At 65.1% G+C, this 25,726-nt stretch carries 22 protein-coding genes and 1 pseudogene; 16 read left to right on the top strand and 7 right to left on the bottom strand.

Features of this window, described 5'->3' with window-relative positions; all coding sequences use genetic code 11:
• The first annotated feature begins 48 nt into the window (after nucleotides 1-48).
• From EMQ25_RS12170 to EMQ25_RS12155, 4 genes and pseudogenes are all read left to right on the top strand, one after another.
• A complete protein-coding gene (locus EMQ25_RS12170) occupies nucleotides 49-1,338 on the top strand; it encodes a 4-aminobutyrate--2-oxoglutarate transaminase (protein ID WP_192895663.1) in 1,290 nt (429 codons plus the stop codon).
• Nucleotides 1,331-2,808: pseudogene (locus EMQ25_RS12165) on the top strand (NAD-dependent succinate-semialdehyde dehydrogenase). The gene EMQ25_RS12170 and the pseudogene EMQ25_RS12165 overlap by 8 nt, the downstream one beginning before the upstream one ends.
• A 27-nt stretch (nucleotides 2,809-2,835) precedes the next feature.
• Nucleotides 2,836-3,786 carry an agmatinase gene (gene speB, locus EMQ25_RS12160; RefSeq protein WP_127188859.1) on the top strand — a complete coding sequence of 317 codons (951 nt, stop codon included), beginning with the start codon at nucleotides 2,836-2,838 and terminating at the stop codon, nucleotides 3,784-3,786.
• A gap of 212 nt (nucleotides 3,787-3,998) precedes the next feature.
• On the top strand, nucleotides 3,999-4,475 hold the full coding sequence (locus EMQ25_RS12155) for a hypothetical protein (protein ID WP_127188858.1): 477 nt from the start codon (nucleotides 3,999-4,001) through the stop codon (nucleotides 4,473-4,475).
• Between the two features lie 33 nt (nucleotides 4,476-4,508).
• On the opposite strand, the gene EMQ25_RS12150 is transcribed toward EMQ25_RS12155, so the two are convergent.
• From EMQ25_RS12150 to EMQ25_RS12130, 5 genes are all read right to left on the bottom strand, one after another.
• A complete protein-coding gene (locus tag EMQ25_RS12150; protein ID WP_158626072.1) occupies nucleotides 4,509-6,125 on the bottom strand; it encodes a thiamine pyrophosphate-dependent enzyme in 1,617 nt (538 codons plus the stop codon).
• Between the two features lies 1 nt (nucleotide 6,126).
• The gene (locus EMQ25_RS12145) at nucleotides 6,127-6,816 is read right to left on the bottom strand and encodes a nitroreductase (protein WP_204570015.1); all 690 of its coding nucleotides are present in this window, start codon (nucleotides 6,814-6,816) and stop codon (nucleotides 6,127-6,129) included.
• Nucleotides 6,813-8,408 (bottom strand): zinc-binding metallopeptidase family protein, encoded by a 1,596-nt coding sequence (locus EMQ25_RS12140; RefSeq protein WP_127188855.1) that lies wholly within the window; start codon nucleotides 8,406-8,408, stop codon nucleotides 6,813-6,815. Before EMQ25_RS12140 ends, EMQ25_RS12145 begins: the two co-directional genes overlap by 4 nt.
• Nucleotides 8,408-9,412: a dimethylarginine dimethylaminohydrolase family protein gene (locus EMQ25_RS12135; RefSeq protein ID WP_127188854.1), complete on the bottom strand. Its 1,005-nt coding sequence runs from the start codon at nucleotides 9,410-9,412 to the stop codon at nucleotides 8,408-8,410. Before EMQ25_RS12135 ends, EMQ25_RS12140 begins: the two co-directional genes overlap by 1 nt.
• 120 nt (nucleotides 9,413-9,532) lie before the next feature.
• The gene (locus tag EMQ25_RS12130; RefSeq protein ID WP_127188853.1) at nucleotides 9,533-10,171 is read right to left on the bottom strand and encodes a TetR/AcrR family transcriptional regulator; all 639 of its coding nucleotides are present in this window, start codon (nucleotides 10,169-10,171) and stop codon (nucleotides 9,533-9,535) included.
• A gap of 237 nt (nucleotides 10,172-10,408) precedes the next feature.
• On the opposite strand from EMQ25_RS12130, the gene EMQ25_RS12125 reads away from it, so the two are divergent.
• The 4 genes from EMQ25_RS12125 to EMQ25_RS12110 all read left to right on the top strand — a co-directional run bounded on the left by EMQ25_RS12125 (nucleotide 10,409) and on the right by EMQ25_RS12110 (nucleotide 14,675).
• Nucleotides 10,409-11,323 carry a polysaccharide deacetylase family protein gene (locus EMQ25_RS12125; protein ID WP_127188852.1) on the top strand — a complete coding sequence of 305 codons (915 nt, stop codon included), beginning with the start codon at nucleotides 10,409-10,411 and terminating at the stop codon, nucleotides 11,321-11,323.
• A 98-nt stretch (nucleotides 11,324-11,421) separates the two neighbouring features.
• The gene (locus EMQ25_RS12120; RefSeq protein ID WP_127188851.1) at nucleotides 11,422-12,306 is read left to right on the top strand and encodes an amino acid ABC transporter permease; all 885 of its coding nucleotides are present in this window, start codon (nucleotides 11,422-11,424) and stop codon (nucleotides 12,304-12,306) included.
• Entirely contained in the window at nucleotides 12,303-13,088 is a 786-nt protein-coding gene (locus EMQ25_RS12115) for an amino acid ABC transporter ATP-binding protein (protein ID WP_127188850.1), read from the top strand. The genes EMQ25_RS12120 and EMQ25_RS12115 overlap by 4 nt, the downstream gene beginning before the upstream one ends.
• Nucleotides 13,089-13,094: 6 nt before the next feature.
• Entirely contained in the window at nucleotides 13,095-14,675 is a 1,581-nt protein-coding gene (locus EMQ25_RS12110) for a GMC family oxidoreductase (protein ID WP_127188849.1), read from the top strand.
• On the opposite strand, the gene EMQ25_RS12105 is transcribed toward EMQ25_RS12110, so the two are convergent.
• Both EMQ25_RS12105 and EMQ25_RS12100 read right to left on the bottom strand, forming a co-directional pair.
• Nucleotides 14,663-16,285, bottom strand: coding sequence for a choline dehydrogenase (locus tag EMQ25_RS12105; RefSeq protein WP_127188848.1), 1,623 nt, complete (start codon nucleotides 16,283-16,285; stop codon nucleotides 14,663-14,665). The genes EMQ25_RS12110 and EMQ25_RS12105 overlap by 13 nt on opposite strands.
• 107 nt (nucleotides 16,286-16,392) lie before the next feature.
• Nucleotides 16,393-17,226 carry an ABC transporter substrate-binding protein gene (locus EMQ25_RS12100; protein WP_127188847.1) on the bottom strand — a complete coding sequence of 278 codons (834 nt, stop codon included), beginning with the start codon at nucleotides 17,224-17,226 and terminating at the stop codon, nucleotides 16,393-16,395.
• Nucleotides 17,227-17,894: 668 nt separating this feature from the next.
• On the opposite strand from EMQ25_RS12100, the gene ilvD reads away from it, so the two are divergent.
• The 8 genes from ilvD (at nucleotide 17,895) to EMQ25_RS12060 (ending at nucleotide 25,717) form a co-directional block, all read left to right on the top strand.
• A complete protein-coding gene (gene ilvD, locus EMQ25_RS12095) occupies nucleotides 17,895-19,739 on the top strand; it encodes a dihydroxy-acid dehydratase (protein WP_127188846.1) in 1,845 nt (614 codons plus the stop codon).
• 281 nt (nucleotides 19,740-20,020) lie between these two features.
• Entirely contained in the window at nucleotides 20,021-20,998 is a 978-nt protein-coding gene (locus EMQ25_RS12090; RefSeq protein ID WP_127188845.1) for a TRAP transporter substrate-binding protein, read from the top strand.
• A gap of 84 nt (nucleotides 20,999-21,082) precedes the next feature.
• Nucleotides 21,083-21,637, top strand: coding sequence for a TRAP transporter small permease (locus EMQ25_RS12085; RefSeq protein WP_127188844.1), 555 nt, complete (start codon nucleotides 21,083-21,085; stop codon nucleotides 21,635-21,637).
• A 3-nt stretch (nucleotides 21,638-21,640) separates the two neighbouring features.
• The gene (locus tag EMQ25_RS12080; RefSeq protein ID WP_127188843.1) at nucleotides 21,641-22,921 is read left to right on the top strand and encodes a TRAP transporter large permease; all 1,281 of its coding nucleotides are present in this window, start codon (nucleotides 21,641-21,643) and stop codon (nucleotides 22,919-22,921) included.
• Nucleotides 22,918-23,682 (top strand): FadR/GntR family transcriptional regulator, encoded by a 765-nt coding sequence (locus EMQ25_RS12075; protein WP_127188842.1) that lies wholly within the window; start codon nucleotides 22,918-22,920, stop codon nucleotides 23,680-23,682. The genes EMQ25_RS12080 and EMQ25_RS12075 overlap by 4 nt, the downstream gene beginning before the upstream one ends.
• A gap of 145 nt (nucleotides 23,683-23,827) precedes the next feature.
• Nucleotides 23,828-24,616 (top strand): 5-dehydro-4-deoxy-D-glucuronate isomerase, encoded by a 789-nt coding sequence (gene kduI / locus EMQ25_RS12070; protein ID WP_244606589.1) that lies wholly within the window; start codon nucleotides 23,828-23,830, stop codon nucleotides 24,614-24,616.
• Complete coding sequence (gene kduD, locus EMQ25_RS12065; protein WP_127188840.1) at nucleotides 24,613-25,380, top strand: 2-dehydro-3-deoxy-D-gluconate 5-dehydrogenase KduD; 768 nt, start codon at nucleotides 24,613-24,615, stop codon at nucleotides 25,378-25,380. Before kduI ends, kduD begins: the two co-directional genes overlap by 4 nt.
• Before the next feature lie 10 nt (nucleotides 25,381-25,390).
• The gene (locus EMQ25_RS12060; RefSeq protein WP_127188839.1) at nucleotides 25,391-25,717 is read left to right on the top strand and encodes a cupin domain-containing protein; all 327 of its coding nucleotides are present in this window, start codon (nucleotides 25,391-25,393) and stop codon (nucleotides 25,715-25,717) included.
• Nucleotides 25,718-25,726: the final 9 nt, after the last annotated feature.

Below are 25,726 nucleotides of genomic sequence, written 5' to 3'. Positions count from 1 at the left end.
CGGCCGCGGCACAAGCCGGCGATGCGAAGCGAGAGAGTGGAGAACACAATGAGCGATCTGAGCCTGATCGAGCGCCGCAGCGCAGCGATTGCGCGCGGAGTGGGCGTCGCGACGCAGGTCTATGCCGCGCGCGCCGAGAATGCGGAAATCTGGGATGCCGAGGGCAGGCGCTACATCGACTTCGCTGCCGGCATCGCCGTCGTCAACACAGGCCATCGCCACCCGCGCGTGATGGCCGCGGCCCGCGACCAGCTCGACCGGTTCACCCACACCTGTCACCAGGTCGTGCCCTACGAGAACTACGTCTCGCTCGCCGAGCGGCTCAACGCAGCGGTTCCGGGCGATTTCGCCAAGAAGACGATCTTCGTCACGACCGGTGCAGAAGCGGTCGAAAATGCGGTCAAGATCGCCCGAGCCGCGACGGGGCGGTCCGGCGTCATCGCCTTCGGAGGTGCGTTTCACGGGCGAACCTTCATGGGCATGTCACTGACGGGGAAGGTCCATCCCTATAAGGCCGAGTTCGGGCCGATGCCCGGCGAAGTCTTCCGGCTGCCCTTTCCTATCTCCCTGCACGGGGTATCGGTCGAAGACACGCTCGCAGCCCTCGAACGGCTCTTCAAGGCCGACCTGCCGCCCGCCCGCACGGCGGCCATCATCCTCGAGCCGGTACAGGGCGAGGGAGGCTTCTACCCTGCGCCGCGCGCCTTGCTCTCGGCCCTACGGCAGATCTGCGACACCCATGGGATCGTGCTGATCGCGGACGAGATCCAGACCGGGTTCGCCCGCACCGGCCGGCTTTTTGCCATGGAGCACCACGAGGTGGCCGCCGATCTCGTCACCATGGCCAAGGGGCTGGGCGGCGGTTTTCCGATTGCCGCGGTGACCGGACGGGCCGAGATCATGGATGCTGCAGCGCCGGGTGGGCTCGGTGGGACCTATGGCGGCAATGCGGTGGCGATCGCCGCGGCCCATGCGGTTCTCGACGTGATCGAAGACGAAGGGCTCTGCGCGCGGGCCGAAGCCCTTGGCTCGCGATTGCGCCAGCGTCTCGAAAGCCTGCGCGATCGCGTTCCGCAACTCGTCGAGGTGCGGGGCCCGGGGTTGATGGTTGCTGCCGAGTTCAACGATCCCGCGGATGGCGTGCCCGATGCCGGATTTGCCGAACGGGTGCGGCGCAAGGCGCTCGACGCGGGTCTCATTCTCCTCACCTGCGGCATTTATGGAAACGTCATTCGCTTCCTGCCGCCGTTGACGACGCAGGAGCCGGTCTTCGCCGAAGCCCTCGACATTCTCGAAGCGCAGCTGATCGCGGCCTCCGATGAGGCCCGCCATGGGTGAAGGCGCGCTTCTCGATCGCCTCTCTGATGCTTCGCTGCTGCGTTCCGCGGCGCTGGTCGGCGGGACCTGGGTCGACGGGGCGAAAAGCGGGAAGCGCTTTGGTGTCCACAATCCTTCGACGGGCGCCGAACTCGCGAGCCTGCCCGATCTTGGGCCGGACGAAGTGGAACTGGCGATCGATGCCGCATATCGGGCGCAGAAGGAGTGGACGAGCCGGACCGGCAAGGAGCGGGCAACGGTTTTGCGGCGGCTCCATGATCTGATGGTTGCCCATGCCGATGACCTCGCCGCCATCCTCACTGCGGAGATGGGCAAGCCGCTGGCCGAGGCGCGGGGGGAGATCCTCTATGGGGCGAGCTATGTGGAATGGTTCGGCGAAGAGGCCAAGCGTGTCTATGGCGACATCGTGCCGGGTCACCAGCGCGACAAGCGCATCCTCGTCCTGCGGCAGCCGGTCGGCGTCGTTGGTGCAATCACGCCCTGGAATTTTCCCAATGCCATGCTGGCCCGCAAGCTCGCCCCGGCGCTCGCCGCAGGCTGTGCCATCGTGGCCAAACCGGCTGCGCAAACGCCGCTCTCGGCGCTGGCCCTCGGCGTCCTGGCCGAGCGCGCGCCGGCCTGCCGGACGGGCTCTTCTCGATCCTCACCGCCACCGATGCACAAATGGTCGGGGAGGCTTTCTGCACCAATGACAAGGTCCGCAAGATCACCTTCACCGGCTCCACCCCGGTCGGGAGACGGCTCATGGCGGGGGCAGCCGGCCAGATCAAGAGGCTCGGGCTCGAGCTTGGCGGCAATGCGCCCTTCATCGTGTTTGACGATGCCGATCTCGAGGCGGCGGTCGAGGGCGCGATCGTCTCCAAGTTTCGCAATGCCGGCCAGACTTGCGTCTGCGCTAACCGGATCTACGTGCAGTGCGGCATTCACGACCGCTTCGTGGCACTGCTTTCCGAGCGTGTGGCCGAGCTCAGGGTCGGCGACGGGTTTGCCCCCGAGACGCGGATCGGCCCGTTGATCGAAGCGCGGGCGCTCGAAAAAGTCGAGGCCCATATCGTCGACGCGCTCGACAAAGGCGCCCGGCTTGTCGTCGGCGGACCGCGAAGCGTGCAGGAAGGCCTTTTCTTCCCGCCCACCATCGTCACCGGCGTCACCCAGCAGATGCGGGTCGCGCGCGAAGAGACTTTCGGACCGCTCGCGGCCATCTTCCGGTTCGATACGGAGGAGGAGGCGCTCGGCATGGCCAATGACACCGAGTTCGGCCTCGCCGCCTATCTCTTCACGCGGGACCATGCCCGCATCTTCCGGATGGGCGAGGCACTGGAATATGGCATGGTCGGGATAAATACGGGGCTCATCTCCACGGAACTGGCGCCCTTCGGAGGCATCAAGCAGTCCGGGATCGGCCGTGAAGGCTCACGGCACGGCATGGACGATTACACAGAGCTCAAATATCTCTGCCTTTCGGTCTGAGACCGAGGCAGGCTTGAGGAGACGATGATGGCAGAGCAGTACAATCAGCCTCTGGGTGGCAACGAGATGCCGCGTTTCGGTGGGCCGGGCACGATGATGCGGCTTCCCGCGGCAAGCTCGGCAAAGGGGCTCGACGCGTGTTTTGTCGGCATACCGCTTGATATCGGTACCTCGAACCGCTCCGGAACACGCTACGGTCCCCGCCAGATCCGCCAGGAATCGGTGATGATCCGCCCCTACAACATGGCGACGCGGGCCGCACCCTTCGACAGCCTGCAGTTTGCAGATCTGGGCGATGTGCCCATCAACACCTTCAACCTCCCCGAGAATGTCGGGATCATCCGGGGGGCAATCGCCGGAATCCTTGCCGAGGACTGCATTCCGCTGACCCTGGGCGGCGACCATACGATCAGCTACCCGATCCTTCAGGCCATGGCCGAACGGCATGGGCCCGTGGCGCTCATCCACATCGACGCACATGCCGACATCAACGACACCATGTTCGGGGAGAAGATCGCGCATGGCACCCCCTTTCGCCGGGCCTATGAGGATGGCTGCCTGAAACCCGACCTCGTCTTCCAGATCGGGCTGCGCGGCACGGGGTACACGGCAGAGGATTTCGACTGGTCTCGCGCGCGGGGCTTCACCGTGGTGCCGGCCGAAGAGTGCTGGCACAAATCCCTGGCGCCCCTCATCGCCGGTATCCGCGAGCGGATCGGCGGGCACAAGACCTATCTCAGCTTCGACATCGACAGCCTCGACCCAGCCTACGCACCCGGCACCGGCACGCCCGAGATCGGCGGGCTCACCAGCATGCAGGCGATCGAACTGATCCGCGGGTGCCGCGGCCTCGACATCGTCGGCGCCGATCTCGTCGAAGTCTCCCCACCTTTCGACACCACCGGTACGACGGCAATCACGGCGGCCAATCTGCTCTTTGAAATGGCGTGTGTCCTGCCCGGCGTGGCCTATCGCTGAACGCCGGGAGCGGCGAATTTTCGCTGCGCCAGCACGCTTTCCTGTAGTCAAAGCCAAATTTATAGTCGAGTATAAGTATCGCCATCGGTGCTTTGGGGATCTCGGGCCATCGGCCCCATGACCTCAAGGCGCGGCTTCGCCTGGGCGCAGGCGACGCGGGGACCCGGACGGGGTCGCCCCATGGCCGTGCCATGGATCAACAGGAGAGAAAATTGAGCGAGAGCACCCACGACCTCGTCGTCCGGACCATCGCAGCCACTCGTTTCCCCTTTCCCGGCCAGACCACCTGGCCGGACGGGTACGTGACCAACACCAACGTGCCCACCCAGACGATCGGCATCGATACGCCCAATGGTAAGCACTTCCCCGACATCGTGATCACCGACCGCACCGGAAAGATCCGCGAGATGGGCGAAGTCGAGATGGACATCAGCGAGGCCGCTCTGCCCTATCTCACCGCCGGCTCGGCGTTGACCGATAACGACACCCCCACCAAGGTGAAGCACTTCTTCGTCTATGTTCCGGCAGGACACGAAGAGCGCGCCAAGCAGCTGCTCGAGAGCAACGACATCTCCTATGCAGGCGTGCGTGGGTTCACGGTCAGCGACACGGGCGAAGTCGGCATCGTTCCCTATCACACGGCCGGCGACCAATACGACCACCAGGTCACCCCACCCCAGATCGTCTAGGCAATTCAGGGGCGGGTCGAAGGCCCGCCCCGTTCAGGGTTCGATTAGTGCCCAGGGGCTGGGGAACCGCGGCACGGGCGCGACGATCAGGGTCGGGCCAGTCTGGTCCATCGCCCAGCGCAGCGCCTCGGCGAGGCCGTCCGCGGTCTCCGCGCGTCTCGCCTTTGCCCCGAAACTCTCGGCAAAGCGCTCGAACTCGGGGTTGACGAGGTCACTCGCAATGACCTTTCCCCCATGATCTTCCCGCTGCATGCGCTGCACATTGCCATAGGCGCCATCGACGAAGACGATGCCGATCGCGGCGATGCCATGGGCGACGGCGGTTGCCATCTCGTTGGCCGTGAAAAGAAAGCCGCCATCGCCACAGAGCGCGACGACGACTTTGTCGGGGTTGGCCGATTTCGCGCCGAGTGCCGTCGCGTAGGCCCAGCCCAGAGTGCCCTGATAGCCCGGGGTCAGCATCTGGCGAGGTCGGGCGACGGGGTGGCGGTCGGCCGCCATATAGCCGATCTGGGTATAGTCGGCGACGATGTGCGCATCGGCGGGCAGCGCCTGCCGCAATGCCGCCAGATAAGCCATCTGTGGGGCAAGCTCGATCGCGATCCGCTGCTCAGTCTTTGCCTTCAGGATTGCGGCGGCCGCGATGCCGGCTTCGTTGCGCGGCGGGAGATGGGCGAGCCGGCCGGCAATGGCCTCGAGCGCTGCCGCGCCGTCTGCCGCAATCGCGATCTCGGGGGGGCGACCGATGGTGAAGCGTGCCGGATCGGTATCGATCCGCACCACCTTCTGGGTTTCCGACAGTCCCCATTCGGCGGGCAGGCGATGAAAGCGCGTGCCGACGGCGAGGATGACGTCCGCATCGTTCCAGATCTGGCGGCCTTCGCCCATGCCGATGGCCAGCGGATGGCTGCTCTCGAGCAGGCCCCGACCCTGAAGGTGCATCATCACCGGCGCCCCGAGCCGCTCGGCGATCCGGGCAAGAGCGCCTTCCCCGCCATAGGCACCGGCGCCCGCCATGATCAATGGCCGGCGGGCGGCGATCAGCAGATGGGCGGCGGACGCCACGAGATGCTCCGGGGGTAAGGCGGGCGGCCGGGCCTCCGCTTTGACGGCCGCATCCATCATCGCGTGCGCGGCAAGCACGTCGGCGGGCAGCTCAACCGCCACCGGCCCGATGCCCGAAGCCAGCATCTCGAAGGCTGTCCGCATGAGCCCGGGAACGTCCTCGGGGCTATGGGCAATGCCGTTCCATCGGGTGAGGCCCCGCACGATCGCGGTCTGGTCGGGCAGTTCATGCAATTCCCCGCCGCCCACGCCAATCGCCTTACTGTGGATCTGCCCGATCAGCGCCAGCACCGGCGCATGTACCGCATAAGCCGTCGAAAGCGCGGCGGTCGTGTTCAAGAAACCGGGCCCCGGCACGCAGGCATAGACCCCGGGCGTGCCCGTCGACTGCGCATGGCCGAGCGCCATATAGGCCACGCCTTGCTCATGGCGAGCGTTGACGACCCGTAACCAGTCGGTCGCGCCGTGGAGGGCGTTGAAGAGATGGTCGAGTTGTACGCCCGGGAGGCCGTAGAGCGTTCTCACCCCGTTGGCCTCGAGCGCGGCGACGACTGCCTCACCCCCCGTCATCATGGTCTTGGTCACTTTACCCGTTCCTCTCTTGGGCCAGGGGATCGTCGCGCTCGGTGCGGATATGATTTTCAGGATGGGCCGGATCGGCATGGCCAATGGCGACGCCGCAGACCAGCATCAGCGCCTGATCCACGCCAAGGGCGCCGGATACGGTCTCGCCATACATCGCCCAATCGGCCTGCGGGCAAGCCTCGAGCCCGTTTTCGGCAAGCAGCAGCAGGAGCGACTGCAGATAGATGCCGAGGTCGAGCCACTGAAAAGGCGTAGCATTCCGGTCGAGGAACAGAAAGACGCCGCTGGGCGCGCCGAAGAAGCGGAAATTGAGCGCGTTCCAGGCGCGCCGGGCGGCCATGTCGGTCCGATCGATGCCGAGCGCAGCATAGAGAATTTCGCCATTGCGCTGGCGACGCCTGAGCTGCGCGCTCGTCAATGGATCGGGGTAGAAGGGTGCCGGCATCGGCTCGCTATCGGGCGCTTCGCGGATGCGCTGGTCCATCAGCGCCTTGAAGGCTGCCATGTCGCTGCCATCGATGATCCGCACGTGCCAGGGCTGGAGATTGCCGCCGGATGGCGCCCGCGCCGCCTGGCGCACGATGCGCTCGATGATCTCGCGGGGCACCGGCCGATCGAGGAACGCCCGAACCGACACACGCCTTTCGAGCGCAGACGCCACCGAAAGCGGAGCCGGCGGCGCCTTGGTCACGGCACCGTCCATTCGGGTCCGCGTGGGGTATCGACGTATTCGGGCCAGCGATAGCCGATCGGCGCCTCGAAATCAGGCGGCAGGAGTGGGGGGCACCATCTGGTCCCCCCAACCCCGCCGCCGGTCCGTTCATTGAACTCGGCGCGAATGGCGGCCAGCATGTCCGGGCGCGTCATGAGGTCGAGGATGGTCGTTGCAATCACCTCGGACGCCTTGGACCACATCGGGTCGATGCAGGCAGGGACCCCGCCCATCGCATGGCGCGTCCACTCGTGATAGCGATAGGCACTGCCTTTCGGCGCCTGCAGGGTGGGGCGGGCGACGTAGAGCCGGACCGTAGGGGCGTGCCAAGTGTAGTCGACATAGTCGTCGGCGGCATAGTTGAGCTGCCAGGCGGGCAGCTGCTGGCGGAAGGCGGCTTCGGCCTCCCAGGGCGGCGTCATCTGCTCCATCCCGGGGATGAAGGGCTCGTCCATCGGCTCGAGCTCGAGCGAGGCTTGGATGTCGCGCGCAAAGGCCTTGGCTTCCTCGGGCCATACCGGTGGGCCGAGGCGCTCGAAATTGGCGTAGGTCAGCTCGGCGAAAGCCTTGTTGGGCAGACCGGCCCGGGTCTTGGTGATCCACGCCTTTTCGAGCCGGCAATGGCTCATTGCGGCGATGTGCTCGGCATTGCGATCGAGCACGGCGAACACCGCCTCGCACATGGCCAGTGTCGGCGCGCGCATGGAATACTGGATCTGCCCGATGCCCGGCGCGATGTTGTCGGCGGCGGCCTGCCCGGCGATGGGGATGAACTCGTTCAGCGTCCAGCTGCCTGTATGGGGCAGCATGGATTCCTTCATCATCTTGGAATTGGTGTACATCAGGCACACCGCATCGATGGCGGCCGGGGCGCGCGCAATGGCGTGCACATGGGTAACGTTGCCGCCCGAGGCTTCGTTCTGCCAGGTCTGCGGATCCTCGCAATGGAAGGTGTAGATCCGGCTCCAATAGGGCGCGCTCGTGGTTTCCCAGAAGCAGCCATTGGTGAGGGCCGGGAAGGAATGCGGGTGAAAGCTGATCGCCGCGTCGAGCCCCTCATAATAGCCATGGGCGGCATGGACGGGCTTGGCGCCGCACATCTTTTCGGCCGGTTCGCCGAAATAGACGAGCGTACCGCCGATCCCCTCGCGTTCCATGGCGTGCTTGGCGGCGAGAAAGCCGGCAAAGGAGCCGATGCCGAGCGCCGAATGCGGGTCGGTGTGCCCTGCGGCGCGCGGGCTCACACCCGGTCGGGGCGCGCGATAGGGCACGGGCGCCTGGGACTGGCCGGGGACAGCGTCATATTCGGCATAACCGGCAACAACAGGCCCCGGCCCGTTGCTCCAGCGCGCGCGAAAAGCGGTCGGCATGCCGGCAGTGCCACGTTCGACGGTGAACCCTTCGGCTTCCAGGCGATCGGCATACCAGCGCGAGGATCGATATTCGCGCCAGGAGGGCTCGTGGAAGTTCCAGATGGTCATATGGTCCGCCGAAAAGGCGGGGCGTTTCTCATCGAGAAACGCCAGTGCCAGGGCTTGCGCCGGCGACCAGCCGGCCTCCGCGCGGCTCATCAGAGCGCGTCGCGGATCAGCGGGGCGGTCGAGCAGTGGAGCCCGCCGCCACCCATGATCACCTTGTCATAGGGCACGGTCACGACCTCGACCCCATGGCTGCGCAATCGGGCCATGGTGTGGTCCGAAACGCCCTCGGGCATCAGCATCCGCCCGGGCGCCACGGCAAGCGAATTGACGATCGCCCCATCGTCCTCGTGGTGCAGTTCGATAAGATGGATGCCCAATTCCCCGAGCCGCTCGATGAACCAGAACGGCAGAAGCGTGAAATTGGCGATGGCGAGGTCCGGCGCGATCATCACGAAAAGCCCGTCGATATGCAGCCGGTAGCCGGTCAGCGGTACCTTGATGAGTTCGACGCCCTGGGCGCGCAGGACTTCTTCGATCTGGCGGGCGCCTTCGGCGTTGACGCGCGAAGAGACGCCGATCGCAGCGGTCTTGTCGTTGAGCCAGCAGAAGCTGCCGCCCTCGGCGATGCCGGTGCCCGAGACGGTGCGCAGGATCGGGCAGCCGAGCGCAGCGAGCGTGCGGGTTGCCGGGAGTTCCTCGCCGCGGCGGATCCGCGGGCCGAGGCGCATGATGATGGCCCCACCATCGACCGCAGCGACGACGTCGCGCGTGTAGCAGGTCTTCATCCGCCCGGGCGCCGCCTCGTCGATGAAGACGACCTCCACGCCCTCCGCGCGCAACGCAGCCACATAGCCATCGTGCTGGGCCTGCATCGCGGAAAGGTCGGGCGCCTCGTCGCCGCGCCAGTACCATCCCTGCTGGACGTCGCCAAAGGCGTTGTTGTCGAGACGCTTGGACGTGTCGACGATGTTGACCTCGTCACCCGGCCGATGCATCAGCACCATGCGCAGCCGGCCCACGTCATTGGTGCAGCCCCATTTGCGGCCCCACCAGCGCGTCTGCTGGTCGACGTCCTCGAATGCTGGCTCGGGCTCCGAAGGGAAGTCCTTGATCAGCTTGTTGTAGCGCCACTCGCTCTCGGTAATCGCACCCATGGGCCCTGTCCCCCGCCTTCGGCATCAGCGCGTCGATCGCGACGCAGGGGGAGCTTAGGAACTGCCGAAATCGGTTTCAACAGAAATTATAGTCGAGTATAAATTTAGTTATGGCCTCATCTAGGCGGCCGCCGATTGCTCGCTGAGCATGCTCGAGATGATCAGCCGGATGTGCCGTTCGCCGCGGGTCAGCATGTCGGCGACGGTGCTCGTGTCGCTCGCGACGAAATTTCCGAAATGCGCTGTGGTGACGTCGACGATGACATCGGCGAGCAGGAACGGGTCCACGTCGCCCGAAATCCGTCCGCGCTGCTGATAGGTGCGGAACAGCCGAACATAGTGACGCCGGATCAGCGTGTTGAGCCGCGCCCCGGTGCGGCTCGCCGGGCCATCGGGCTCGATATACTGCGCGGACATGATGACGCGCCAGCAATCGCGGGAGAGATGACGCGTCGCCTGGTCGGCGAGCAGCTTCTCGAAAGCGAGGATGCCGCGGACCGGATCGTCGGGCAGGTCGCGGATCAGGTTGCGGCGTTCGGGCAGCGCCACCTGCACGTGGCGCAGGGCGAGCTCCATCAGCAGGTTCGGCTTGGTCGTGAAATAGTTGTAGACGGTGGCGGTGGATACCGAAGCCTTGGCGGCGATCGCCTCGATATGGGTCCCCTCATAGCCCCATTTGCCGAACAGGCTCTGCGCGGCGCTCAGCACCTGCTCGGTCCGTTGCTTCCTGTGCTTCGCCCTCAGGCCTCCTTGAGCCATGGCCTCACATCCTCCCAGTCGACTGTGCTTTTGGTGAATCGAAACGGGCGCGGTGTCCCCGTTTCTTATATCTAACTCTAAAATTGACGTTGACACAAAACATTTTGCCACTAGGCTCGATTGCACTGGTCCAGACGCCTAGCCCGAAGCGGCCCGGCGGGCAATCTCCGGCAGCAGCCGGCGTGCCCCTGATCGCACGGCGAGGCCCGACCATAAAGTCTCCGGGGGCGGGTGCAGATGCTGCCATTGATAGACAATCCGCCGCCCTGGCCCGGCAATGCGCGCTGCGCGGTGTGCTTCGCCTTCGACTTCGATGCGGAGAGCCTGCTTCATCTCTATTATCCCGCAGACGCCGAACGCCGGATCAATCTCTCGTCATCCCTGCGCTACGGACCGCGCGTCGCCATTCCGCGCATCGCCCGCATCTGGCGGCATTTCGGCCTGAAGCAGACCGTTTACGTTCCCGGCTGGTGCATTAAGACCTATCCGGAGGCGATCGAGCTCCTGCTCGCGGACGGGCACGAGCTTGGCCATCATGGCTGGCTGCACGAGCGTACCAACCAGATTTCCAAAGATGACGAACGGCGCGTGCTCGAAGCCGGCATTGCGGCGATCGAGAAAGTGACGGGCAAGCCGCCCGCGGGCTATCGCAGCCCCTCGGGTGCCTTCTCCGAGCACACGCTCGATTTGCTGATCGAATATGGCTTCCGCTACGACGCCTCGCTCGCTGGGCACGACGTGCCCTATCTGCTCGAGGGGAGCAAAGGCCGGCTCATCGAATTGCCCTCCGATCACCCGCTCGACGACTGGCCGCAATACGTCAACCTCAAGGAATTCAACATGGGGATGACCATCCAGTCGCCCCAACGGGCAATGGATGTGTTTCGCGCCGAGTTCGACGCCGCCTGGAATCATGGCGGGCTATGGAGCTCGATCTGGCATCCGTTCGTTTCGGGCCGGCTCGCCCGCGCTGAGGCGATGGTCGAGCTCATCGAGCACATGCAGGCCAAGGGTTCGGTGTGGTTTGCCAGCATGGCGGAGATCGCCGAACACATAGACGGGCTCGTCAAGCGCGGCGAATGGCAGCCGGACATCGAGCAGATCCCCTTCTGGCGGCAGCCCGTGCCCCAGATCGCACTCCCCTCGCGCTAGGCCCGGATCGGGAAGGGACGATGGCAACAGACGGTTTCGCCTCGACAGGACCGGGCTCCGGCACTCCCTCCGAACCTCCCAAGACATGGCGGGCCAGCATGCACACGACACCGGACAGGGCGGGGCGCGAAACCGCGCCGGGCACCGTCAGCGATCTCGATATCTCCAAGATGCGGACCATAAGGACCATTCCTTATGGACGGATCCTGAGCGTCGGGCTCATCGTGCTGGCCGCCTTCGGCATCGTCCGCGCCTTTGCGATGGGCGACATCAACTGGGCGATAACCTGGCAGTACATGTTCTGGCCCACCATCATGATGGGCCTTTTCAACACGATCTGGATGTCGATCGTCTGCATGGCGATCGGGGTCGTCATCGGCCTGATGTGTGCGATTGCGCGCGACTCGGTCAACCCGGTGCTGCGCGGCGCCTCAATCTTCTACACCTGGTTCTTTCGCGGGGCGCCGCTGATCCTGCAATTGCTGATCTGGTTCAACCTGGCGCTGGTGTTTCCGCGGCTCAGCCTGTTCGGGCTTTTCGAGGCCCGGACGGTCGAGGTGATCACGCCCGTGACGGCGGCAATCCTGGGGTTCGGGCTCAATGCCGGCGCCTATGCCTCCGAGATCATCCGGGCGGGCCTGCTCGGGGTCGATCGCGGGCAATTCGAAGCGGCCAAGGCAATCGGGATGACGGGCGCCACCGCGCTCCGGCGGATCGTTCTGCCCCAGGCAATGCGTACCGTCCTGCCTCCGCTCGGCAATGAGTTCATCAGCATGATCAAGATGACCTCGCTTGCCTCGATCATCGGCTTTTCGGACCTCCTGCGCAGCGTGCAGAACCTCTATTTCGTCAATACGCGGGTCATCGAGCTGCTGATGGTCGCGACGGTCTGGTATCTGGTGGTCGTGACGATCCTCAGCATTTTCCAGCAGATGCTGGAGCGCCGGTTCGGGCGGGGCTTCGTGCGGAGGGCGCAGCGATGAACGGTGCGGCTGCAGCAACGCCCCTGGTTTCGGCGCGCATCGTCGGCAAGACCTTCCAGGATTTCGAGGCGCTCATCGAGGTCGACTGCGACGTGATGCGGGGCGAAGTCGTCTGCATCATCGGCCCCTCGGGATCGGGCAAGACGACCTTCCTGCGCTGCATCAACCAGCTCGAGACCTATGACAAGGGCTCGATCTGGCTCGAGGGCGAACTGCTCGGCTATCGGCGGGTGGGCGAGGCCCTGCAGCCGCTGACCGAAAAGGAGATCGCCCGGCAGCGTCGCAAGACCGGCATGGTGTTCCAGCGCTTCAATCTCTTCCCGCACCTGACCGCGCTGCAGAACGTGACCGAGGGACCGATCCAGGTGCTCAAGCGGCGTCCGGCTGAAGCGCGCGAGCAGGCCATGGCGCTTCTCGCGCGCGTCGGACTCGAGGCGAAGGCAGAGGCCTATCCCGCCGAACTGTCGGGCGGGCAACAACAGCGCGTCGCCATCGCGCGAGCACTCGCCATGCAGCCCCAGCTCATGCTGTTTGACGAGCCCACTTCGGCTCTCGACCCCGAACTCGTGGGCGAAGTGCTCCAGGTCATGCGCGACCTCGCGGCCGACGGCATGACGATGATCGTCGTCACTCACGAGATGGGCTTCGCCCGCGAAGTCAGCGACCGCGTCATTTTCATGGACAAGGGGCGGGTCGTCGAAACCGGCACGGCGGCCGAGCTGATGAGCAATCCGCGCGAGGAGCGAACCCGCGGCTTCCTCAAATCCGTGGCGCGCGGCTGAGCCGTCATGCGGCGCCCCGACATCCTCGTTATCGGGGGCGGGTCGGCCGGGGCGACGCTTGCAGGTCAGCTGGCTCGGGACACGACCCTTCAGATCCTGCTCGTGGAAAGCGGTGGGCGGCCGATGCCGGTCGTGCACGAACTTCCCATCCTCGCAGGGGTGCTTTCGGCAGGCAACACCACCGTCTGGCGTGACGAGACCGAGCCCGAAGCGGGGCTCGGCGGTCGGCGCCTCTCCTGGCCGCGCGGCCGGGTACTGGGCGGGTCTTCAGCGATCAATGGCGTGGTCTGGATGCGCGGCCGCCCGTCGGACTATGACCGTTGGCAGGCGGACGGCGCGCAAGGCTGGGACTGGGCGTCTGTGGCGCCCGTCTTCGATGCCCTCGACGGCCCCGAGGGCGCGGTCGGAACCCTGCTTCACCCGGCATCCAACCCCCTCTACCGGGCGTTTCTCGCCGCTGCGCGCGAAGCCGGGCATCCGATCTCGCAAGATTTCAACTTGCCGCCCTTCGAGGGGGTCGGGCGCTATGCCCTAAATGTCCGGAACGGGCGAAGGGTCACCTCGGCTCGCGCCTTCCTTGCCCGGCCGCCCGCCAACCTCATGATCCTCACCGGGGCAAATGTTGCGGGCCTCATCCTCGAAGGGCGCCGGGTGAGCGGCGCGAGGATCAAATATCGCGGGCGCACCGAGGACGTGTTCGCCGGACAGACAGTTCTCTCTGCGGGTGCGATCAACTCCCCGCGCCTGCTGATGGTCTCGGGCATCGGTCCGGCCAACGTGCTCGAAAGCGCGGGGATACCGGTCCGCGCGGAACTCCCGGGTGTCGGCCAGAACCTTCAGGATCACATCTGCGGCAGGATCTCCCATGCCTGCCCGGAGCCGGTGAGCCTGCGCAATCTGACCCGGGCCGATCGCGCGCTGGCGGCCGGTATCGAGGCCATGGTGCTGGGGCGGGGCGAAGCCAGTGTGAGCCCCTTCGGCGCCGGCATGCTGTTGCGGGCCTCCCCGGATGCTGTGGAGCCCGACGTCCAGGGCTTCATGATCCCCGGGCTTTCCGACTATCGGCTGTGGCTGCCCGGTTTCGGCGGGGAGGGTCCTGGGCACGGGTTCACCGCTTCGGTCTATCAGTTGCGGCCCGAGAGCCGCGGCAGCATTGCGGTGCGGAGCGCGGATCCAGATGCGCCTCCAATCATCCGGGCCAACTATTTCTCGGACCCGCGCGACCGGGACGTGCTGCGCCTCGGCATGGAGCAGATGGCCTTGATCCTCGGCCAGCCGGCCATGGCTAGGTACCTCGGACCGAGACTGTCAAAGACCGATCCGTCGGACCGGGATGGCTTTGAGGCAGCGCTCGGGCGCGAGGCCGGAACGGCTTTCCATCCGGTCGGGACGTGTCGCATCGGCCGCGCCGATGACGCGATGGCGGTGGTGACGCCCGATCTCCGCGTGCGCGGGCTCGAAGGGCTCAGGATCGCCGATGCCTCGGTCATGCCGCGGATCACCAGCGGCAACACCAATGCTCCCTCGATGATGATCGGGCTCAGAGGCGCCCGCTTCATCACAGGCAGCGGGCCTCAGGCGTCATAAGGCTGCGGTTCGGGTGGCAGTCGGCGCCCTCGAATGGCGTCCGCGAGCTTTTCGGCAACCATCATCACCGGGGCATTTGTGTTGCCGCTCGTCACATGCGGCAGGATGGAGGCGTCGATCACGCGGAGGCCGGCGACTCCGTGAACCCGGCCCCCCTCATCGACGACGCTCTGTTCGTTGGTGCCCATGCGACAGCTCGACGTGGGGTGAAAATAGGTGCTGCCCGTGCGGCGGATCCAGGCATCCATCTCCGTGTCGGAAAATCCAGACGGATCGATGCCATCGACCGGTCCGCGCAGTGCGTCCCAAGGCTTCTGCGCAATGATCTCGAGCGTGCGGCGGACGCCTGCTCTCAGGGCCGCAAGATCGTCCGGAGCGGACATGTAGTTGTGGACGATCCTGGGCGCGGCAGCCGGATCGCCCGACGCGAGCGTGATTTCCCCACGGCTCTTGGGACGCATCAGCGATATCGAGTAGCGAAAGCCGTCCACCGCCCTCAGCGCCTTGCCGGAAAGCCCGCCCGTCGCAGGCAGGAATTCGTGCTGGATGTCGGCATGATACAGATCATCCCGACTTTTGAGGAAGGCGCCGGTCTCCCAGAAATTGCGTGCGCCGAGGCCGCTGCCGGTCAGGAGCCAGCGCAGTCCGATCATCGCCCGCCCGAAAGTCCCGGCGCTGATCGCAGGGGATACGCCGGGCCTTGCGGCATGGTGCCCGATGCCAACGCCGAGATGATCCTCGAGGTTTCGGCCGACCGCCGGCAGGTGGACAATGGGCTCGATGCCATGGGGGCGCAGTCCGTCGGCGTCGCCTATCCCTGAGAGCATGAGGAGCTGCGGGGATTTGTAGCTCCCTGCGCAAAGCATGACCTCCCGATCTGCGGCAGCTTCGTGGACAGTGCCTCCCGAAGCGTAGACGACACCCACTGCCCTCCTGCTCGCGATGCGCACGCGCTGCACATCCGCGCCGGTTCGGACGGTAAGATTGGGCCGACCCATTGCGGGGTGGAGAAAGGCGCGCGAGGCGCTGGCCCGATGACCGTTGCGGATCGTGGCCTGGTGGCGGTGGACGCCCTCCTGGCGGAAGCCGTTATAGTCCTCATTATAGGGGAGGCCCCACGCCTCGGCCGCCACGATCATGGCCTCGAAAAGAGGATTGTCGGCAGTCATGCGGATGACCGAAAGCGGGCCGTCGTCCCCGCGATAGGGGCCGGCTCCGTCTTCGAAGCGCTCCATCCTGCGGAAATAGGGGAGGCAGTCCGCATGGCTCCAGCCTGTCAGCCCCTCTGCGGCCCAGCCGTCGAAATCCCGCGGGTTGCCGCGCACGAAGACCATGCCGTTGATCGAGGACGATCCTCCGAGCACCCGGCCGCGCGGATGAGCGATCATCCTGCCTTCGAGCCCCGGCTCGGGGCCGGTTTGCAACTGCCAGGTCCATTTGGGATTGCGCAGGGGGTAGGGCACCGCCGCCGGCATGCGGATGAGGACCGAGCCGTCTCCGGGACCCGATTCAAGAAGGAGAACGCTGACGCCTCGATCCTCGGAAAGCCGCGCGGCGAGGACGGAACCTGCGGAGCCTGCGCCGACGATAATGTAGTCGTAGGCTTTCATCGGACGAAGTCACGAGGCTCGAGGGGCAGGCAATGGCCGCGCGGGGCCGATGGCGCACCGCGCGGCTTTTTGATGATCGGGTACGCCCGACCCGAATGACCAGCGTCTTACTCGATGGGCTCGCCATTGATGGTGGGCTCGGGATAGGCGCTGAGTTCGAGCTGGTACTTTGCGATCAGCTCGTCATAGGTGCCGTTCGAGATCGTCTCGCGCAGGGCGTAGACGAAGGCGTCGCGCAGCACGGTGTCGTCCTTGTTGAAGGCCATGCCCATGAGCGCGCTGCCGATCGGTTCGCCAACCGGCTTGTAGGTGCCCGGCTCGTTGGCCATGAGGGCAGGCACGGATTCAAGGCCTTGGACGGCACCGGCAACGCGTCCGGTCCGGAGGTTGATCAACATCTGCGGCACGTCGCTGTCGGGCGAAACGGTGATCGGCTCGAGGCCGGCGGCCACGCAGAACTCGTTGGAGAAGGTCTCGATGGTTTCGGGATAGCTCGTGGCGCGGATCGTCGAAACCGATTCCCCACAAAGGTCGGTGGGTTCTGTCAGTTCGGTGTTGCTCTCGAGCCCGAAGAACTGGGCGCCCGCGACTAGGTAGTTGATGAAGTCGAAATATTCGCGCCGCGCGGGCCGGTCGTAAAAGCCGCTCATGATCATGTCGGCGCGGCCCGACTGCAGGGCCGGAGTGAGAGACTCGAACGTGCCTTCCTGGTACTCGATCTCTACCCCGAGGATTTCCGCCATTGCGCGGGCGAGCTCGACGTCGAAGCCGGTCAGTTCGCCGGTCTCGGGATCGAAATATTCCATCGGCACATAGGCCGGCTCGAGCGCGATGCGCACGACGCCGGATGCAGCGATGTCCTCTGGCAGTTCCTGCGCCCAGGCGGTGGGCGCGCTCATGAGTGCGACAACGGCGAACGCGCCGATCAGATGGTGTTTCATCGTCTTCCCCTGCTTCCCTTCTCGATTGCATCCGGGAAGGTCGATGCCTGAAATCCGGGACAGCGAGGGGTCAGGAACCGGTGCGCGGCGGCGAAGACTTGCGCCTCTCGATGGTCCTGCTGCGTGCCCGCTCTGCTGGCTCAGCTCTGGGATCGGCCTCCGGTGACGGGTAAATACTCACGCCCGCGCACAAACAAAGTCAACTCTAATTTTGGGGTAGACGCAAATATTGGTGGCAGGTCGATGGTGTTGCCGCATTTTGAGGCGGTCTGGTGTTTCCGAGGGCAGGAAACGCCCCAGCAAGCGGGAGTGATGCCGGCCTCAGGCCCGGCCCGCCCAAGAGGACCGGCAGACCGAAAGTGCGCGGTTCGGCATCGGCGGCCAGGCTTGCCGCGAGCCAGTTCAACAGCCGACGCATGAGCTCTCCCCCATCTGGCGGTTCGGACCTGGTGCACGAACAGATCCGGTGGATAAGAGATCTGGTGCATGAACCATGCCACGTCATCGCTCCACCAGCAGACTTCACATCCGCGTGCGTACCGTACGGTACGGTACGCAATTCGTTTGCGCCCGTCGCGGCGAGCTTGTATGAGAAAGCAGGAGAGGCCCGAGAAGGGCCGCGATCCGTTGCCGGCCCCGGGGGCTGCAGAGAAGTTGTGAGGAGAGACATGCCCGCTTATCGTTCACGCACCACCACCCATGGCCGCAACATGGCCGGCGCACGCGGTCTCTGGCGCGCGACGGGCATGAAGGATGGCGATTTCGGCAAGCCGATCATCGCAGTGGTCAATTCGTTCACCCAGTTCGTGCCGGGGCATGTCCACCTCAAGGATCTCGGCCAGCTCGTGGCGCGCGAGATCGAGGCGGCGGGCGGCGTCGCCAAGGAATTCAACACCATCGCTGTCGATGACGGCATCGCGATGGGCCATGACGGCATGCTCTATTCGCTGCCCAGTCGCGAGATCATCGCGGACAGCGTCGAGTACATGGTCAACGCTCATTGTGCGGACGCCATGGTCTGCATTTCCAATTGCGACAAGATCACGCCGGGCATGCTCAATGCCGCCATGCGGCTCAACATTCCGGTGGTCTTCGTGTCGGGTGGTCCGATGGAAGCGGGCAAGGCCATGCTCAAGGGCAAGCTGCAGGCCCTCGACCTCGTCGATGCCATGGTGATGGCCGCGGACGACCAGTATACCGATGAGGAGGTCCAGGCGGTCGAGGAAGCGGCATGCCCCACCTGCGGATCGTGCTCGGGCATGTTCACCGCCAATTCCATGAACTGCCTGACCGAAGCCCTGGGGCTGTCGCTGCCGGGCAATGGCTCGACGCTGGCAACGCATTCGGATCGCAAGCGCCTCTTCCAGGAAGCGGGTCATCTGATCGTGGATCTGGCACGGCGCTATTACGAGCAGGAGGACGAAAGCGTCCTGCCCCGCTCGATCGCGACCAAGGCCGCCTTCGAGAACGCCATGGCGCTCGACATCGCCATGGGCGGCTCGACCAACACCGTCCTGCATATCCTCGCGGCTGCCCATGAGGGCGAAGTCGATTTCACGATGGACGACATCGATGCGCTGAGCCGCCGGGTCCCTGTGCTCTGCAAGGTCGCGCCCGCCAAGAACGACGTTCACATGGAAGATGTTCACCGCGCCGGTGGGATCATGTCCATTCTCGGCCAGCTGGATCGTGGCAATCTCATCAATCGCGACGTGCCCACCATCCATGCCGCGACCATAGGGGATGCGCTCGACCGGTGGGACATCAGCCGCACCAATTCCGACAGCGTGCGCAATTTCTTCATGGCGGCGCCCGGCGGCGTGCGCACCACCCAGGCTTTCAGCCAGTCCAATCGCTGGACCGAACTCGACCTCGATCGGGTCAAGGGCGTGATCCGTGCGCCTGACCACGCCTTCTCCCAGGATGGCGGGCTTGCCGTGCTCAAGGGCAACATCGCGACCGAGGGCTGCATCGTGAAGACGGCGGGGGTGGACGAATCCATCCTCAAGTTCACCGGCCCGGCGCGGGTCTTCGAGAGCCAGGACGCGTCGGTCAAGGCCATCCTCTCCAACGAGATCAAGGAAGGCGATGTCGTCCTCATCCGCTATGAAGGCCCGCGGGGCGGTCCCGGAATGCAGGAGATGCTCTATCCGACGAGCTATCTGAAGTCCAAGGGGCTCGGCAAGGCCTGCGCGCTCGTCACCGACGGGCGGTTCTCCGGGGGCTCGTCAGGGCTCTCCATCGGGCATTGTTCACCCGAGGCTGCCGAAGGCGGCGCGATCGGGCTCGTGCGCGAAGGCGACCAGATCGAGATCGACATTCCCGGCCGCACCATCAACCTGCTGGTCAGCGATGCCGAACTGGCGCGCCGCCGCGCCGAGCAGGACGCCGCAGGCTGGAAGCCCGCTGCCCCGCGCAAGCGCAAGGTGACCACCGCGCTCAAGGCCTATGCCGCTTTCGCCACCAGCGCCGCCAAGGGCGCGGTGCGTGATCTGGGCGATTTCGACCGCTAAGTGCGCTTTAGCTCATCGCGCGAAGGCCCCGTCTGGCTTAGGCGGGGCCTTTTTCTATGCCCGTTCAGTCATCAGACAAGTGGCCAGTTTTGTCTGTTGACAGGACAAAGTATCTTCCATACCACTTTGGGCTGTGGTGATCGGGGAGGCGCTGCTCAAGCGTGCCGATGCCGCTGGAGGAGGAGCGCGCCGGACGATCCCGGCAAGCTTCAGCACATCATGGTCCGCCAGGAGCGGGCAGGAACGGGCGGTCCCTTCGGGCTGTCCATGGGAGGTTCTACATGCATCATTTTGCCAGACTGGCGGCCGGCACCGCCATTGCCGTGACGATGAGCATCGGCGCAGCCAGCGCGCAGACGGTCCTGCGCTCGTCCGACACGCATCCGGACGGCTATCCGACCGTCGAGGCCGTCAAATATATGGGCGAACTGCTTGAGGAGCGGACGGACGGGCGCATCTCGATCGAGGTGTTCTACGGCGCCCAGCTCGGCGAAGAGGCCGACACCATCGAGCAGACCCGGTTTGGCGTCATCGATATGAACCGCGTCTCCATGGGGCCCTTCAACAACCTCATCGCCGAAACGCGCGTCCCGTCGCTGCCCTACATCTTCCGCTCGGTCGACCACATGCGCACCGTCATGGATGGTGAGATCGGCGAGGAGATCCTCGCGACGTTCGAGGATTACGATCTGATCGGGCTGGCCTTCTACGATGCCGGCGCCCGCTCGTTCTACACGTCCGAGCGCCCGGTACGTTCGATTGCCGACATGGAAGGCCAGCGCTTCCGCGTCATGCAGTCCGACGTGTTCGTGGACATGGTCAGCGCCCTGGGGGCGAACGCCACCCCGCTTCCCTATGGCGAGGTCTATTCGGCCATCCAGACCGGTGTCATCGACGGCGCCGAGAACAATCCCCCGAGCTATGAGAGCTCGGCGCATGCCGAGGTCGCCCGCTACTATACGCTCGATGAACACCTCATCGTGCCCGAAGTCCTCGTCATGGCGAAATCGACCTGGGACCGCTTCTCCGCCGAAGACCAGGAGATCATCCGTCAGGCCGCCAAGGACAGCGTTGCCCGCCAGCGCGAACTCTGGGATGCCGCCGAAGCGGCTGCGCTCGAAACCGTGCTTGCCGCCGGTTCGGAAGTGATCGAGGTCGACAAGCAGCCCTTCATCGACGCCATGGCGCCGGTCTACGAGAAGTATGTCGATACGCCTGAGCTTCAGGATCTCGTCGCCCGCATCCAGGCGACCGAGTAAGCGCAGAGCCGGAGCCCGCCGGGCTCCGGCGTCCCCGCCGCAGGGTCAAGCGGCGTCCCTTCCATCGGCCGGAGCCCCCGCGCGATGAAACGCTTCCTCGTGGCCATCCGCCCTCTCGTCGATCGCATCGCGATGCTCGCACTCTGGATCGCCGGAACGGGCCTCGTCCTGATGACCGCCGTTGTCGCCTACCAGGTCTTCGGACGCTATGTGCTCAATCGTACGCCGACCTGGGCAGAGGCGGGATCGATCGAACTGATGAGCTGGTTCATTTTCCTCGGCGCGGCAGTCGGGGTGCGCGAGCGAACCCATCTGGGGTTCGACGTCCTCCTCTACGTGCTGCCAAAGCGGTTCAAGATCGTGCTGCGCATGATCTCCGACCTTGCCGTGATCGCATTCGGCGCAGGCATGGTGGGGTTCGGGCTGCAATTGGTGATCGGCACCTGGAGCGGCACCAAGCCGACGCTCGGGATACCTGCCGGGATGAGCTATCTGCCGATCGTCGCGGGCGGCTCGCTCGTCGTCCTCTTTACCCTCTATCGGATCCTTGAGCGGCTCTCCGGCCTCAGGCCCGACGACATACTAGATGGCTACACCCATTCCACCGCGGCTGACGACATCAGCGCCACGAAAGCCTGACCGATGGAACTCGTCGTTCTCTTCTCGACCTTCGTTTTCCTGCTGCTGATCGGTACGCCTGTCGCCTTCTGCCTGGGCGTCGCGTCGTTCGCCACCGTTCTCTATATCGGCCTGCCGCCGCTCGTCATCTTCCAGCGGCTCAATGCAGGCGTCTCGATCTTTTCGCTCCTGGCGATCCCGTTCTTCATCTATGCGGGCGACCTCATGGTGCGCGGGGGGATCGCAGCGCGCCTCGTCGCGCTGGCAGGCGGGCTCGTCGGGCACCTTCGGGGCGGGCTCGGCCAGGTGAACATCTCCGCCTCCCTGCTCTTCGGGGGTATTTCTGGCTCGGCGGTTGCCGATGCCTCGGCGATCGGCGGGCTGATGATCCCGCAGATGAAGGCGCGGGGCTATGGGGTCGACTACGCGGTCAACATCACCGTCGTATCCTCGATCATCGCGCTGATGATCCCGCCCAGCCACAACATGATCCTCTATTCGATCTCGGCGGGTGGTCGCATATCGATCGCGGACCTCTTCACCGCCGGGATCGTGCCCGGCCTGCTGCTGACGATAGCGCTGATGACCGTCGCCTATTTCGTCGCGCGTCATCGCGGCTATCCGACCGAAAAGTTCGCCGGCTGGATCGCGGTTCTCCATCTGCTGGTGGGTGCCGTCCCCGGGCTGATGCTGATCGTCATCATCTTCGGGGGCGTGCGGTCGGGCGTCTTCACGGCAACGGAAAGCTCGTGCATCGCCATCCTTTATGCGCTGCTCGTGACGACGCTCGTCTATCGCCAGATGGGGTGGACGCAGTTCGTGGCGGCGACGCTCGGTGCAGTCCGGACGACCGCGATGGTACTGCTCATCATCGGCACGGCTGCGGGCTTCGGCTGGCTCCTCGCCTATCTGCGGGTTCCCGCCTCGATGATCGCCTTCCTGCAGACCGTTTCGGACAATCCGATCATCATCCTGCTGCTCATCAACGTGATGCTGCTGTTCCTCGGCACGTTCATGGACATGAGCCCGCTCATCATCATCACCACGCCCATCTTCCTGCCGGTGGCCGTCGCCTACGGCATTGATCCTGTCCATTTCGGGGTGATCATGATTTTGAACCTCGGGATCGGGCTCTGCACACCACCGGTCGGGGCGGTACTTTTCGTGGGCTGCGCGGTGGCCAAAATACCGATCTGGCAGGCCCTGAGGACCATCTGGCCGTTCTATGGGGCAGGCGTCGCGGTCTTGCTGCTGGTCACCTATATCCCCGCGCTGTCGCTCTGGCTCCCATCGGTGTTCCGATGAGCACGCAATTGCGCGATCAGGTCCGGCGCAAGCCGCGGCTCTCCGAACAGGTGGCACAGACGCTGCGCGACCAGCTGCAGGCCGGCAGCTTCCCCGTCGGCGGCAAACTGCCACCGGAGACCGCGCTGACCGCACGGTTTGGCGTCAGCCGCGCGGTGGTGCGCGAGGCGATCTCGGCGCTCGCGGCCGACGGCCTTGTCGAGCCGCGGCAAGGGGCAGGGGTTTTTGTGCTCGAGCCGGCGCCTCACCCCGGCTGGACGATCGGGGGCGACACCAGCAAGCTTTCGACCGCGCTCTATGTGCTCGAAGTCCGGCTCGCGATCGAGGTGGAATCGGCAGCGCTGGCGGCCATCCGGCGAAGCTCGGCCCAGGAAGCGCAGATCCAGGAGGCGTTCTTCGAGTTCGACCGGCTGCTCGGGCTCGGCGAACCCACCGGCGGCGCAGATTTCGCATTCCACCGCGCCATTGCCGGCGCAACCAACAATCCCTTCTATGTCGAGGTGCTCGATGGGCTGGGCAGCCGCACCATTCCGTGTGACGTGACCTCGCCCTGGGCGACGGAACGCGAACTCGCATTCGATTATCAGGCGGGATTGCAACGCGAGCATGCACGCATTCTGAGCGCCATCTCCGCCCAGGACGAACAGGGTGCGCGCGACGCGATGCGCCGGCATCTGTCTGCGAGCCAGGAGCGCTATGGCGGCCGGCTGGCCGAGCGCACGCAGCGCTTCTCAGGCAGCAACCCTCAGCTCCATCCCTGACCCATCCACTTAAAAGCGCCGCATCCGGGGCACCCGGCAAAGCGGCGAGACGTCTATCCCAGGAGGCCTGTTTCCCGTGTCCGAAACCTCGACAGAAACCGACTACGAAATCCGCTTTGCGATCGATCCGGCGACGGCCGCCGCGATGGACACGAGGGAGTTGCGCGAGAGCTTCCTCATCGAAGACCTGTTCGGCCCCGACATGGTCGGCTGGACCTACACCCATTACGAGCGGCTCGCAGTCGGCAGCGCGGTGCCCGTGAAAGAGGCCTTGCGGCTCGAGGCGATCAAGCCCACGGGCACGGTGAACTTTCTCGACCGGCGCGAACTGATAGCCGTCAATATCGGGGGGAAAGGCACGATCACGGCGGACGGGGAGCTCTTCTCGCTCGAACACCGTGACATGGCCTATCTCGGCATGGGCACGAAAGATGTGGTCTTTGCCTCCGAGAACGGATCGGCGCCCGCCAAGTTCTACCTTCTCAGCGCCCCGGCCCATCAAACCTACAAGAGCATGCTCATCTCCGTTTCGGATGCAAAGCGGCTCGATCTGGGCGCCCCCGAGACCTGCAATGAACGCTCCATCTTCCAGTTCATCCATCCCGATGGCGCCAGGACCTGCCAGCTCGTCGTCGGCATGACCACGTTCGCTGCCGGCTCGGTTTGGAACACCATGCCCTGTCACGTGCATGACCGTCGGGCCGAGGCCTATCTCTATTTCGATCTCGACGAGAAGGCGCGCGTCGTCCATCTGATGGGCGAGCCGGATGAAACCCGCCACCTGATCGTCGCCAATGAGGAGGCGATCCTTTCGCCGGCCTGGTCCATCCATTCGGGCGTCGGCACGGCGCGCTACACGTTCGTCTGGGCGATGGCCGGCGACAATGTCGACTATACCGATGTCGATCCGGTCGCGATCGAGGACCTCAGATGAGTGATCTTTCTGCATTCGACCTCGCCGGCAAACGGATCATCGTTACCGGCGCCAATACGGGCATCGGCCAGGGCATTGCACTCTCGGCGGGTAAGGCGGGGGCGCATGTGGTCGGGGTCGGTCGCTCGGCGATGGACGAAACGGAAGTAAAGTTCGCCGGGCTCTCCGGCAGCTTCACGCCCGTCATGGCCGATCTTGCCGATCACCATGCGGCGCAGGCGATGATCGACGAGGTTTGGGCCGATGCGGGGCCGGTGGACGGGCTCGTCAACAACGCCGGCATCATCCGGCGTGCCGACGCGCTCGATTTCACCGAGGCCGACTGGGATGACGTGCTCGACACCAATCTGAAGTCGATGTTCTTCCTCTGCCAGGCCTTCGCCCGCCACGTTCTGGCCGAGCCCGGGCGAAGCGGCCGCATCGTCAATATCGCCTCGATGCTGAGTTTCCAGGGCGGGATACGGGTCGCGTCCTACACGGCCTCAAAGAGCGGCGTGCTCGGCATAACGCGGCTTCTCGCCTGCGAATGGGCCGGCCGGGGCATCAACGTCAATGCCATTGCGCCAGGCTATATCGAGACCAACAACACCGCAGCCATCCGAGCCGACGCCGAGCGCAGCGCAGCGATCCTCGGTCGAATTCCGGCCGGGCGCTGGGGCGAGGCATCCGACATCGGGGATGCGGCGGTTTTTCTGCTCGCGCCGGCGTCGCACTATATGCATGGCGCGGTCATCCCGGTCGATGGCGGGTGGCTTGCACGATAGGAGGATCGACATGAAGGCTTTTGCAGAGGCCGAAGCGATAGGCTGGACCGAACTCGGCAATGGCAACCGGCGGCGCGTGCTCGTCTCGCGGCCCGAACTGATGCAGGTCGAATTCGGGTTCGATGCGGGTGCGGTGGGTGCCCTCCATTCCCATCCGCACGTTCAGGCGAGCTATGTCGCCGAAGGCCGGTTCGAGGTCACGATCGATGGGGTGACAGAAACGATCGGCACTGGCGGGAGCTTCATCGTTGCGCCCAATCTCGTCCATGGCGTCAAGGCGCTGGAGGCTGGCCGGCTGATCGACTGTTTCACGCCGCGTCGCGACGATTTTCTCTAGGTGCTGTCG

It is taken from the genome of Arsenicitalea aurantiaca, assembly GCF_003994485.1.
Classification (GTDB): domain Bacteria; phylum Pseudomonadota; class Alphaproteobacteria; order Rhizobiales; family Devosiaceae; genus Arsenicitalea; species Arsenicitalea aurantiaca.
The sequence above is the reverse complement of the archived record's forward strand: the minus strand, read 5'-3'. Positions and strand labels throughout refer to the sequence as shown.